The sequence below is a fragment of the Pseudactinotalea sp. genome (assembly GCF_048594945.1).
Lineage (GTDB): Bacteria > Actinomycetota > Actinomycetes > Actinomycetales > Beutenbergiaceae > Pseudactinotalea.
In genome coordinates, this window is the sequence record NZ_JBMDXJ010000308.1 from 1 (window position 1) to 12100 (window position 12100).

The 12100-nt window shown below is 67.0% G+C and carries 13 protein-coding genes and 1 pseudogene; 11 read left to right on the forward strand and 3 right to left on the reverse strand.

Annotation, left to right across the window (positions count from 1 at the left end):
• From ACOJSN_RS13600 to ACOJSN_RS13620, 5 genes are all read left to right on the forward strand, one after another.
• On the forward strand, positions 1-1885 hold a 1885-nt coding region (locus ACOJSN_RS13600; protein WP_420113042.1), incomplete at its 5' end, for an ATP-binding cassette domain-containing protein.
• A gap of 48 nt (positions 1886-1933) precedes the next feature.
• A complete protein-coding gene (locus tag ACOJSN_RS13605; protein WP_420113043.1) occupies positions 1934-2140 on the forward strand; it encodes a ribbon-helix-helix protein, CopG family in 207 nt (68 codons plus the stop codon).
• Positions 2137-2529, forward strand: coding sequence for a type II toxin-antitoxin system death-on-curing family toxin (locus tag ACOJSN_RS13610; RefSeq protein ID WP_420113044.1), 393 nt, complete (start codon positions 2137-2139; stop codon positions 2527-2529). Before ACOJSN_RS13605 ends, ACOJSN_RS13610 begins: the two co-directional genes overlap by 4 nt.
• Before the next feature lie 146 nt (positions 2530-2675).
• The gene (locus tag ACOJSN_RS13615; protein ID WP_420113045.1) at positions 2676-3200 is read left to right on the forward strand and encodes a glycine cleavage system protein R; all 525 of its coding nucleotides are present in this window, start codon (positions 2676-2678) and stop codon (positions 3198-3200) included.
• Between the two features lie 116 nt (positions 3201-3316).
• Positions 3317-3478 carry a GNAT family N-acetyltransferase gene (locus ACOJSN_RS13620; protein ID WP_420113054.1) on the forward strand — a complete coding sequence of 54 codons (162 nt, stop codon included), beginning with the start codon at positions 3317-3319 and terminating at the stop codon, positions 3476-3478.
• A 279-nt stretch (positions 3479-3757) separates the two neighbouring features.
• Here the strand turns inward: ACOJSN_RS13620 and ACOJSN_RS13625 are convergent, their stop codons facing one another.
• Positions 3758-4732, reverse strand: a complete 975-nt coding sequence (locus tag ACOJSN_RS13625) for an aminoglycoside phosphotransferase family protein (RefSeq protein ID WP_420113046.1) — start codon at positions 4730-4732, stop codon at positions 3758-3760.
• A 171-nt stretch (positions 4733-4903) separates the two neighbouring features.
• Between ACOJSN_RS13625 and ACOJSN_RS13630 the strand changes: the two genes are divergently transcribed.
• Positions 4904-5410: a DinB family protein gene (locus ACOJSN_RS13630; RefSeq protein ID WP_420113047.1), complete on the forward strand. Its 507-nt coding sequence runs from the start codon at positions 4904-4906 to the stop codon at positions 5408-5410.
• 66 nt (positions 5411-5476) lie between these two features.
• Here ACOJSN_RS13630 and ACOJSN_RS13635 read toward each other — a convergent pair whose 3' ends face one another.
• Positions 5477-6070, reverse strand: a complete 594-nt coding sequence (locus ACOJSN_RS13635; RefSeq protein WP_420113048.1) for an NUDIX hydrolase — start codon at positions 6068-6070, stop codon at positions 5477-5479.
• Positions 6071-6198: 128 nt separating this feature from the next.
• Between ACOJSN_RS13635 and ACOJSN_RS13640 the strand changes: the two genes are divergently transcribed.
• Positions 6199-7095 (forward strand): phosphotransferase family protein, encoded by an 897-nt coding sequence (locus tag ACOJSN_RS13640; protein WP_420113049.1) that lies wholly within the window; start codon positions 6199-6201, stop codon positions 7093-7095.
• A 7-nt stretch (positions 7096-7102) separates the two neighbouring features.
• Here ACOJSN_RS13640 and ACOJSN_RS13645 read toward each other — a convergent pair whose 3' ends face one another.
• Positions 7103-7873, reverse strand: coding sequence for a TetR/AcrR family transcriptional regulator (locus ACOJSN_RS13645; protein WP_420113050.1), 771 nt, complete (start codon positions 7871-7873; stop codon positions 7103-7105).
• On the opposite strand from ACOJSN_RS13645, the gene ACOJSN_RS13650 reads away from it, so the two are divergent.
• The 4 genes and pseudogenes from ACOJSN_RS13650 to ACOJSN_RS13665 form a co-directional block, all read left to right on the forward strand.
• Positions 7781-8980 (forward strand): MFS transporter, encoded by a 1200-nt coding sequence (locus ACOJSN_RS13650; RefSeq protein ID WP_420113051.1) that lies wholly within the window; start codon positions 7781-7783, stop codon positions 8978-8980. The two genes, ACOJSN_RS13645 and ACOJSN_RS13650, sit on opposite strands and share 93 nt — an antisense overlap.
• A gap of 15 nt (positions 8981-8995) precedes the next feature.
• Entirely contained in the window at positions 8996-9979 is a 984-nt protein-coding gene (locus ACOJSN_RS13655; RefSeq protein WP_420113052.1) for an aldo/keto reductase, read from the forward strand.
• A gap of 81 nt (positions 9980-10060) precedes the next feature.
• Positions 10061-11302 carry an AI-2E family transporter gene (locus ACOJSN_RS13660; protein WP_420113053.1) on the forward strand — a complete coding sequence of 414 codons (1242 nt, stop codon included), beginning with the start codon at positions 10061-10063 and terminating at the stop codon, positions 11300-11302.
• Positions 11303-11435: 133 nt separating this feature from the next.
• Positions 11436-12100 (forward strand): annotated as a pseudogene (locus ACOJSN_RS13665) (hypothetical protein); the annotation flags it as partial.

Genomic DNA, 12100 nt, shown 5'->3' on the forward strand with positions numbered 1-12100 from the left:
GCAGTCGCTGATCGGCGAGCAGTTCGTCGAGTGCTCGCCCACGCAGGGCCGAGCCTCGACCTCCGACTTCGACCTGACCGCGCTGTACGACGAGAGCAAGTCGATAGCCGAGGGCGCCCTGCTGATCCCCGGATACGGCCCGGGCACCTGGTACGCGCGTATCTTCGAGGCCGGCGACTTCTTCCCCGGCGACAAGCCGATCAAGAGCTTCACCAAGCGCCAGCTGCACGACCTCCTCTACAAGGAGCCCACCAAGATCAAGGCCGAGGGCGTCAACGTCACCTTCGAGGGCCTGATCCCGCGGATCCAGAAGTCGTTCCTGTCCAAGGACGTCGAGGCGATGCAGCCGCACGTGCGGCGTTTCGTCGAGCGGGCCATCACCTTCGGGCGGTGTCCCGACTGCGAGGGCACGCGGCTCGCCCCGGAGGCGCGGTCTTCAACGATCAGGGGCAAGAACATCGCGGACCTGTGCGCGATGCAGATCACCGATCTCGCGGAGTGGGTGCGGGATCTGGACGAGCCGTCGGTGGCTCCGTTGCTGGAGGGACTGCGCGACCTGCTGGACTCGTTCGTGTCGATCGGCCTGGGCTATCTGTCGCTCGAGCGGCCATCCGGATCGCTGTCCGGGGGAGAGGCGCAGCGAACCAAGATGATCCGCCACCTCGGCTCGGCCCTGACGGACGTCACCTACGTCTTCGACGAGCCGTCGATCGGGCTGCACCCGCACGACATCGCGCGCATGAACGAGCTGCTGCTGCAGCTGCGCGACAAGGGCAACACCGTGCTGGTGGTCGAGCACAAGCCGGAGATGATCGCGGTCGCCGACCACGTGATCGACCTGGGACCCGGGGCGGGCACCGCCGGGGGAGAAGTGACCTTCACCGGGTCGCTCGCCGAGCTACGAAGCAGCGGCACCGTCACCGGGAAGCACCTCGACGACAAGGCGAGGATCAAGGGCGAGGTGCGCTCCGCCGTCGGGAAGATCGAGGTGCGCGGCGCGAACGCGAACAATCTCCAGGATGTGGACGTCGATGTCCCGTTGGGGGTGCTGGTGGCGATCACCGGCGTCGCGGGATCCGGCAAGAGCTCGCTGATCGGGGGCTCGGTGGAGGAGCGCGAGGGCGTCGTCGTCATCGACCAGCGCGGCATCAAGGGGTCGCGTCGATCCAACCCGGCCACGTACACGGGACTGCTGGACCCGATCCGCAAGGCGTTCGCGAAGGCCAACGGCGTGAAGCCGGCTCTGTTCAGCGCGAACTCCGAGGGTGCGTGCCCGGTGTGCAACGGCGCCGGGACGATCGAGACCGATCTGGGGCCGATGGCGAGCGTGACGACCACGTGCGAGGAGTGCGGCGGTCGGAGATTCCAAGCAGCGGTGCTGGAGTACACGCTGGGCGGCAAGAACATCGCCGAGGTACTGGCACTGCCGGTGTCGGAGGCGCTGGAGTACTTCGCCGAGGGTGACGCGAGGACTCCGGCGGCGACGAAGATCCTTGAGCGGCTGGCCGACGTCGGGCTCGGGTATCTGACCCTGGGGCAGGCGCTCAACACGCTCTCCGGCGGCGAACGGCAACGCCTGAAGCTGGCGACGCAGATGGGGGAGAAGGGCGCCGAGGTCTACGTCCTCGACGAGCCGACCACCGGACTGCACCTCGCCGACGTCGAGGGGCTGCTCGCTCTGCTGGACCGGCTCGTGGACTCGGGTAAGTCGGTGATCGTGATCGAGCATCACCAGGCGGTGATGGCCCATGCCGACTGGATCGTTGATCTCGGTCCGGGAGCAGGGCACGACGGCGGCCTGGTGGTCTTCGAGGGAACGCCGGCTGAACTGGTGGCCGGCAAGGCGACGCTGACGGGGGAGCACCTGGCGACGTACGTGGGCTGAGCGGCCTCAAGGATATACTGGACAGATATCCGATCCTCGGGGTGCGCGATGACGACGAAGAAGCTGATCAGTCTGCCTGACGACCTGGCCCGCGACATCAAGGCGGCCGCGGCTGCAGCGGGACAGTCAGACTCGTTCTGGATCCGTGAGGCTGCCGAGGCACGACTGGCAGGCACCAGGAAGGAGTCTCTGGCAGACATTGCCAGTTTCATCAGCAATCGTGATCGCGAGGCGCTCAACCGGCTCGCACAATGAGTCGGCCGGAGATCGCGTACCTCTCGACATCCGACCTGCTGCTCCTGTTCGCGAGCATCGAGGGTCTGCAGCCCGTCGTTCGCGACCTCGGGTCGCTCGAATCCGCCGGTCAGCGCCCTCGGACGCGATTCGGCGGTGAGTGTCTCTATCCGACGCTGAGCCTTGCCGCGGCCGCATTGATGGAAGCGATCAACCAGAACCATCCGCTTGTTGACGGCAACGAGCGCCTTTCCTGGATCGGAGCGGCAGCGATGTACGCCCTGGCCGGGCATCGCCGCGCGGAGGTATCTCAGGACGACATCGTCGCTCTGACGCTGCGAGTAGCACAGCGCGGCATCGAGCTCGAGGACCTCGCTGCAGAGCTCGACCGGCTGCTGCTGGTGGACTGACGTCAGTTGACGTTGCCGAGATACACCTGGCGCTCCTCCCACGGAGTCCTCATCCACGCGGCCAACGCCTGCGGCTCAGCTCCGGGCGCAAGGCCGCGGTCCATACCTCGATCGTGCCAGAGCCGCTCTCGGATAGCCTGACGACCATGACGCTCCTGGTGCTCACGGCGGTCGGCGATGACCGGGAAGGCCTCGTCTCGGCTCTGTCACGGGCGGTCGAGGCCCACGGCGGCAACTGGTTGGACAGCCAGCTCGCCCGCCTGGCCGGCAAGTTCGCGGGGATCGTGCTGGTCGACGTCCCCGAGGAGAACGTCCGTGCGTTCACGGACGCCGCCGCAGGACTGCGCGAGCAGATCGGCTGGAAGGTCGACTCGACGCCGGCGGGCGACGGGGGAGAGGCGGGCCGCGCCGTACACGTCCACCTCGTCGGGCTCGACCGGTCCGGGATGGTCCGCCGGGTGAGTGCGGCGCTCGCCGAGCAGCACGTGAGCATCCACAGGTTCCGCTCATGGACGCACGACGCACCACAGGGCGGCGGCCTGTTGTTCGAGGCCGAGGCTGTTGTCACGCTGCCGCACGGCGTCGAGGAAGAGACGGTACGCCGCGCGCTCGAGCCGATCGCCGACGAGCTCGTGGTCGATCTAGAACTCCTCGAGCACGACGCCAGCTGAGCGACGATGGTCGAGGGCGCCCGACCAGGAGCCGCACCGCGCAGTTCCACGACTCAGAGGCAGCCGCTCAGGCGTGCCTCATCCGTGGATCGATAGGCTGGCCGTGTGGAGTCAGGCTGGCACGTGCGTGCCGAGCTACAAGGGCTCGGTTCGGTTATGCAACCGAAGCGGCCGACGCTATTCGGGACGCTTCACGTAACGGCGGCGTGCAGCACCTCGTCGCGCTCATCCGACCGCACAACGTCGCGTCACAACGTGTCGCGACGAAGATCGGATGACGCTCGAACGCGAGGTGATGAAGTCTGCTCCGGTACTCGTATTCGGCATCGACTTGTCTGACTGAGCGCGCGCGGACAGCCCAACGGGCGCCAACCGCGCCGGAAGAGGCCTATCGAGGTCAATCTTCTCAGTGCGCCACCGCCGATAATGGACATTATGTCATTCTCGATCTGCGCCAGCGCATCAGATGAACCGACCGCGGTCCCCTGCTGCTGTCGTGCAGCGACAACCCGGCTTGATGCATCTCCTGGGCACCATGGCAGATCGCCGTGCCGTTGTCATGACTGGCCAGCCACGGTCACGTAGCCCTCAATTGCTGCCCGCCAGACTGCCGGAGGACGCCAGGACGGATCGGTATCGGGACCGAGAATCGACCACATCCGCAAGGCGAACCAGCCGAGCGCGATCGCTTCAGCCCGTTTCAACTGCACATCGCTGCTGATCGTAGGCAGCCCCAGTGCTCTACGTCGTTCAGCCATCACGTGAACGAGCCCCTGCCAGCCGACACGTTCCGGATCGGAGTTGAGCACTTGGCAGTAGGCGGCCTCGAACGCCCACGGCATCGAACTCGGCTCGAAGTCGATCAGAACCGCGTGACCGACCTGGGGCGGCGGCGTGCGACTGAGGACATTGGCCATGTGAAGATCTCCGTGGCAAATCTCAGGTGGACATACCTCACAGACAAACCTCCAATCGTCGTCGAGCCTCTCCAGCAGCGATGCCGCGGGTCCGGGTGCGTCGGTCTCAATGGCGGAGCGGATCCAGGCTTCGACCTCATCGATGGTCGTGATGCGGTGGGGCCCGCCTGGATGCCTGCGAGCGAATCTTTGGAAACGCGCGCCTGCCGCCATGAGCATGCCGAACTCCGCCCCGTTCCAGCCAGCATGAAGACCGCCCGGCAGCCGTTCGGTGAGAATCCATCCCAGTTCGGTATCGCTGAGCCGGCTCCCGCTCGCAAGCACCATCGGCGCGAGGTTCCGATCCTCCCTGGCAACGGTCTCGTACCACCACCGCTGCGAGTGTGATGCGCCTACCTTCAGAATGACCTCCACGCCTGACACGGTCCACGTTCCGGTGAAGTGAAGCGCGCTCGTACCCCACTCCGCTCCAAAGACTGTGATGTCAGCGAACTCGCGCAAGGCAGGTTCGGCTCCAACCAGCTGACGAATGACCGCGGCCGCCTCCGGATCGCTTCGAACGCGACCGTCTGCACCGAGGAGCGATGCTCGATCTGGTCCCGCGTTGAAGGCCACGGTGACATCGTCGCCGAAACAGATGCGGCGAGCACAGATGAATCACCCACGCAGCTTGGATCCACTACCCCGCTGTCAACGAGGAGTCGCCTCCTGACCACCCTCAACTACGACTGGAAGAGCCCAAGCAGCCCCGGTGCGAGGGCCCGACCCGCGTGCTACGTTCGGGCCATGGCTCGACCCAGTGAGGTCCTCGGCAGCGTGGTCGCCGCCGGTGAGCGCGAGCAGCTCGAGACGTTCCTGGATTACCTGCGCGACGCCGTCGTGCGCAAGGCCCGCGGGGTGTCGGATGAGGACGCCCGGCGCAGCCCGGTGCCGACCGGCACCAACCTCGGCGGCCTGATCAAACACCTGCGGTGGGTGGAACTGGGCGCGTTCGCCGAGCAGATCGGGCAAATCCCCGCCGCAGAGTTGCCCACGCCGCCGTGGACCGATGCAGACCCGGAGGCCGACCTGCGGCTGGAGCCGAACGAGAAGCTCGACGACGTGATCGACGCCTACCAGGCGGAGTGCGACCGCTCCCGCGAGATCGCCGCCCAGCACAGCCTCGACTACGCAGCGCCGGGCAGCGAGCTGACGTTGCGGTGGGTGTACCTGCACGTGATCCTGGAGACCGGCCGGCACGCCGGCCACGTGGACATCCTGCGCGAGATGATCGACGGCAGCGTCGGCGACTGACGGCTCGCGGCAGGTCGCGGGTCAAGAACGATCGGTCACGGTCGGGTCGAGCGGCGATGGAACCGCTCATAGGAGGCGAACACCCACCGTCAAGAGCCCGAGCTCATCTGCGAGCCTGACGACATCGAGCAGTGGACCGTCGTCGAAGACCGACAACCACTCGATCGCCTGAGCGCCGGGAAGGATGAGGACCGATGTCACCACCTCTCCGTCCGGAGGGTTGGTCGGCTCCCCTACGAGTTCCACGTCAGCGACGACGTAGGCCCAGTACGAGATCGGCCACGGCAGGTGCGGACGGTGCCGTCCAGCCGCACTGTGGTCGACACGGAAGGCGCCCAGCCAGGTCAGTTCACCGACGATCCGGCCACCGACTTCCTCCTGAGTCTCACGCGCTGCCGTCTCGGCCAGACTCTCCTCCGGCTCGCGGGTGCCTCCCGGGAGGTTTCGCCAGCCCTGCGTCGTCTCGAACACGACGACCCCGTCGCCGCATCGCCCGATGACCTTGACGTTACTGATCAACTCATCTGGTGGCACAGCCAGAGAGAACTGGATCCGGAGCCGTTCGTCGGCGATGTCGCCCCAGGTGAAAGGCCGCGACCGGAACAGACCTGGGAAACGCTCAGACCATCGGCGCTCGTCCAGGCCACCCCTGCTCACCATGCCGTCGAGTGTGCCCGACATCGCCCAGGCAGGCCACGGGAACAGCGCTCCCCCATCGCTTCGATGCCTCCACGGCTGTCGCGCTGCCACAATGCATGCATGGCCTCGCTCACCATTCGGCACTCCTCGTGAGTACCGTCGCCGAGCTGCTTGCCAGTGATCGGTTCACGTCCGTGGACAGCGTGACCGCGGGGTGGTCGGATGACCGCAAGTACCGCGTCACCACTCCTGACGGAACCCGCTATCTGCTCCGAGTCTCAGCACCCGGCCGCACCGACCATCGTCGGCAGGTGTTCGACGTCATGTCGCAGGTCGCCGATCAGGGCGTGCCGATCTGCCGGCCTGTCGAGATCGACACGTGCGACGACGGCCTGTACATGCTTCTCGAGTGGATCGACGGCGAGGATCTTGGCCCGCTGCTCCCCCGCATTCCCGCGTCGCAACAGTACGAGTTGGGTGTCACATCCGGCCGCCGCCTCAGAACGATCCACACCGCCCCTGCGCCCGAGGTCGCCACCAGCTGGACCGAGCTCTTCAACACCAAGATCGACACCAAGCTCCGCACCTACATGGCGTCCGACCTCAGATACGACGGCGACGAGCACCTGATCCGCTACGTTGCCGAGAACCGGCATCTGCTGGATGGGCGACCACAAACCTTCCAGCACGGCGACTATCACCCCGGCAACATGATGCTCAGCGACGGCGAGCTCTACATCATCGACTTCGATCGCGCCGACATCGGAGATCCATGGGAGGAATTCAATCGCATCGTCTGGTCCGCTCAGCTCAGCCCTGCCTTCGCGAGCGGACAGCTGCACGGTTATGTCGGCGGCGACCCGCCCGACACGTTCTTCCGCCTCCTTGCCCTCTACATCGCCACGAACACGCTCTCCGCACTCCCCTGGGCCGCTCGGTTCGGTCAGCCCGAGATCGAGACCATGCTGGCGCAGGGCCGTGACGTGCTGACCTGGTACGACAACATGCGAGATCCCGTCCCGGGTTGGTACCTCCCGGCACCGTAGAGGCTGCCTACGCCGGCCTGGTCGCCGTCGTCGCCCGCACCCAACCTCCGACCATCCGCCCGACGGCGGTCGCAACCTCATCCCGCGGTCTGGCGTCCTGGTCGAGTGCCCGGTGGATCGTGAGGCCTTCGATGAGTGCGTCGAGCATGCGCGCGGTGTCGGGGTCGAAGTGGCGCTCCAGCGCGGCCCGGCTGCGTCGCATCCACTCGCTGGTCAGGTCACGGAACGCCGGCTTGCGGGCCGCGAGCGTGTACAGCTCGTGCGTGAGCACGAGGTCGCGCTCGGAGCCGAAGACGTCGTCCACGATGATCGCGACGACGGCCTGCTGCGCACCGGCGCGGTCGCCCGCCTCCGCCATCCGCTTCTCGAAGCCGTTGCTGACGCCCCGCGCGAAGCGTGCGAACGCTTCGTGCAAGAGCTCGCCCATGCCCTCGAAGTAGTAGCTCATCGCCCCCAGTGGCACGTGTGCAGCCGCGGCGACCTTGCGGTGCGACGTGCCAGCAACGCCTTCTCGGGCGATCACGTCCAGGCACGAGTCGATGATCCGGTCCCGCCGCCCGGGGTCATTGGGTCTCCCCCGCCGTGTTCCCGCGCCCGCTGTGACCACGCCGTTGACACTAGCGGACAGTGTGTACGATCGTCCAGATCGTGCCGTCTGCTCCAGCTGTGAAGGATTTCTACTCCTGTGTACGCGCTCCTGCTCGCGATCATCTATGTCGCCTTCATCAGCCTCGGTCTGCCGGATTCGCTGGTCGGTGCGGGATGGCCGGTCATGCACCGGGATCTCGACGTGCCGGTCGCCTACGCCGGCATCATCACGATGATCATCGCCGGCGGCACGATCGTCTCCAGTCTGCTCTCGGAGCGGGTCACCCGCCGCTTCGGAGCCGGCCTGGTCACCGGCATCAGCGTCGGAATGACGGCGGCCGCCCTCATCGGCTTCTCGGTATCGGGCTCCTTCTGGATGCTGTGCCTGTGGGCGATACCGTACGGACTCGGCGCCGGTGCGGTCGACGCGGCCCTCAACAACTACGTCGCGCTGCACTATGCGGCCCGGCACATGAACTGGCTGCACAGCTTCTGGGGCGTCGGCGCCTCGATCAGCCCCTTCATCATGAGCTACGCCATCACCTCCGGGCTCGGCTGGTCCGGCGCGTACCGCACCATCGGGCTCGTGCAGGCGGTGCTGACGTTCCTGCTGCTGCTGAGCCTGCCGCTGTGGGGCAAGGTCGATGGCCGCCGCGCTCAAACCGACCATGACGCTCACCCTGACACCGACTCGGACACCGACCCAGCCGGCGGCCACGTCCCGCTACGCACAGCGCTCCGCATCCCCGGCGTGATGCTGATCCTCGTGGCGTTCTTCGCCTACTGCGCACTCGAGAGCACCTCGATCCTGTGGGCATCGACCTACCTCGTCACCGACCGCGGCGTGGAGCCCGCCACCGCAGCAGCGTTCGCCTCGCTCTACCTGCTCGGCATCACCGCCGGCCGGTTCATGGCCGGATTCTTCGCGGACCACCTCGGCGATCGTGTACTCATCCGCGGCGGATTCCTCATGGTCGCCGCAGGCATCGCGATGATCCTGCTACCTCTGCCCACGGATGTGCTCGCACTAGTGGGTCTGGTGATCGCAGGCCTGGGTAGCGCGCCGATCTACCCCGCGATCATCCACTCCACCCCGGTGAACTTCGGTCGCCGCAACTCCCAGGCGATCATCGGCATCCAGATGGCCGCGGCCTACACCGGCAGCACGCTCGCTCCGCCACTGTTCGGCTTCATCTCCGCGTGGGCTGGGCTGTGGATCTTCCCGCTCTTCCTGGCCGTGCTCGTGGCACTCGGGTTCGTGATGTCCGAGCGTCTGAACCGACTCGCTCCAAGCTGACGGCACGATGGAGTCATGGATCAGCGAGTACTCCCCCGGCTCGACCGCAGCATCTCCGTCGTCGGACTCGGCACCTGGCAGCTTGGCGCGGACTGGGGTGAGGTGTCCGACGGCGTCGCTCGCGCCGTTCTGGACACGGCAGTCGAATCCGGGGTCACGTTCTTCGACACCGCTGATGTCTACGGCGATGGACGCAGCGAGCAGCTCATCGGCTCATTCCTCCGCGAGCATCCCGGCCTCGATGTGCTCGTCGCCACCAAGATGGGTCGTCGCGTGGCGCTCGACCCCGACCTCTACACGCTCGAGAACTTCCGTGCCTGGACCGACCGCTCGCGATCGAACCTCGGCGTCGACCGCCTCGACCTCGTCCAGCTGCACTGCCCGCCCACGGCTGTGTACTCCTCCGACGCCGCCTTCGACGCGCTCGACACCCTCGTCGAGGAGCAGCGGATCGCCGGATACGGCGTCAGCGTCGAGACCTGCGCCGAGGCGCTGAAGGCGATCGTGCGACCCGGAGTTGCCAGCGTCCAGATCGTTCTCAACCCGTTCCGGCTCAAGCCGCTCGAGCAGGTCATCCCAGCTGCCGAGCAGGCGGGCGTAGGCATCATCGCGCGCGTCCCCCTCGCCAGCGGGCTTCTCGCCGGGCGCTACTCACGCGCCACCGCTTTCGCCGCCAACGACCACCGCAGCTACAACCGGCACGGCGAGGCATTCGACCAGGGCGAGACCTTCTCGGGCGTCGGCTTCGACACCGGGGTCGACGCTGCCACCGAGTTCGCACAGCTCGCGCCGGCGGGCACCACACCGGCGCAGACGGCCCTGCGGTGGATCATCCAACAACCCGGCGTCACCAGCGTCATCCCCGGTGCACGCAACCCGGAGCAGGCGCGAAGCAACGCCACCGCCGCCGAGCTGCCTCCACTCCCGAATGCGACGCTCACCTCGATCCGCGATCTGTACGAGACCCGCATCCGCGCGCAGGTGCACCACCGCTGGTGACACCACGCCGCCCGACGCGGCCTGCACCGCGGCATGGCGCGGCGTCCCGCAATCACCACCAACCGCTGGCAGGCTGTGCCCATGCCAGCACCGCAGCGCCACAAACCTGCCGCTTCAGCGGAACCCACCGAGACCGTCGCCCTCTCCCCCGGCTCCATCTGGCGGGCTGGATGGGTCATCGTCGGGGTCGCGGCGTGCGTGTTCGCCATCGCGTTCATCGTCAACCGTGGTGGCGGCACCATCTTCACGCTGATCATCTCGATGTTCCTCGCGGTCGCCATGGAGCCCGCGGTGCGGTTCCTCATCCGTTGGATGAAGCGACCGCTGGCCACCGCGGTCGTCATGCTCGGCGTGTTCCTCGCCTTCGCCGGCTTCATTGCCGCCTTCGGGGGGTTGCTCGTGGGCGAGATCCAGAACCTCGTCCGGTCCGCGCCCGGCGCGGTCGAGGCCGCCGTCGCCTGGGTGAACGCCACCTTCGGGACCGACTACAGCACCAGCAATCTGCTGGACCAGTTCGACCTCACGCCGGAGAAGCTCGCCGGCTACGCCACCCAGTTCTCCGGGGGCGTTTTCGCGGTGATCGGCACGATCTTCGGCGGCATCTTCAACGCGTTCGCGGTCCTGCTGTTCACGGCCTACATCTCCGGAGCCATGCCGCAGCTGCGCAACTGGTTCGCGGGTCTGTTCCAGCCGGCCCGACAGTCGGTGGTCCTGACCATCTGGGAAGTCTTCGTCACCAAGGTCGGTGGCTACGTCACCGCCCGCATGATCCTGGCGCTGTGCTCAGCCACGGCGCACACGATCTTCATGGTCGCGATCGGCATGAACTACTGGATCGCGCTGGGCCTGTGGGTCGGCATCATCTCCCAGTTCGTCCCGACAATCGGTACCTACATCGCCGTCGTGCTGCCCGTCGCCGTGGGCCTCACCAGCGACCAGCCGCTTGACGGCATCCTCGTCCTCGCCTTCGCGATCGGATACCAGCAGGTGGAGAACCTGCTGCTCGACCCACGCGTCAGCTCTCGCGCGGTCAATGTGCACCCCGGCGTCTCGTTCGCCTCCGTCCTGTTGGGTGCCCAGCTCTTCGGCGTGGCAGGCGGACTGCTTGCCGTGCCGGTCGCGGCCACGCTCAGCACCATCTTCGAGCTGTACAAGAAGCGTTACGAGATCTCCCCCGACGCCGAGGCCTCGGCGCAGGCCGCCACGTCCAAGGACGACAAGGACGACGACGAGGACGAGGACGAGCCACCACCGGTCGAGAGACGTTCGAGATCCAAGGCAGGCAAGGCCCAGGCGGAGAAGGACGGCGACTCTTCCGACTGAGCGCACCGTCGCATGGGCGACTCTTTCGGGTTGAGCACAGGCCGTTTATGCGAATGGTTCTCATTCTGGGTAGGGTGTGCGGGTCAGTCACCCACCAGGAAGGAGCAGGCGGGCTCGGTCCGCCTATCCCCGCATGACGAACCACTCCCCTGCCCGACCCCGCCCGGGACGTCTCCTCGCCGCCGCGGGCCTCGCGGCGTTGCTCCCGCTCGCGGCGTGCGCTTCGCCCGGCAGCGACGACGACGGCACGACCGAGCCCGAGCCCACGGCCGCGTCGACCGTGGAAGAGTCGGCCACCACACCGCGCCTCGCGCTGACCTACGACGGTGGCATCCAGGTTCTGGACGCCAGCAGCTTCGAGGTTCTCGACGACATCACGCTCGCCGGCTTCAACCGCCTCAATCCGGCCGGCGACGAGCGGCATCTCCTGGTCTCGACCGGCGGCGGGTTCCAGGTCCTCGACCTCGGCACTTGGGCAGAGCCGCACGGTGACCATGCCCACTACTACTCGACCGCTCCGAGCCTGCTCGAGCAGACCTACCCGGCCGAGATTCCCGGTCACGTCGTGGTCCACCACGGCCGCACCGCCCTGTTCGACGACGGCACCGGAGGCATCCGCGTGCTCGACGCGGCGGCGATCGCGGACACCGACGCCGAGATCCGTGAGCACACTACCCCGACCGCGCACCACGGCGTCGCGGTCGAGCTCGCCGACGGCACGCTGCTCGTCACCGAGGGCTCTGATGAGGCTCGCAGCGGTGCCCTCGCCCTCGACACCGACGGCAACGAGATCGCAGC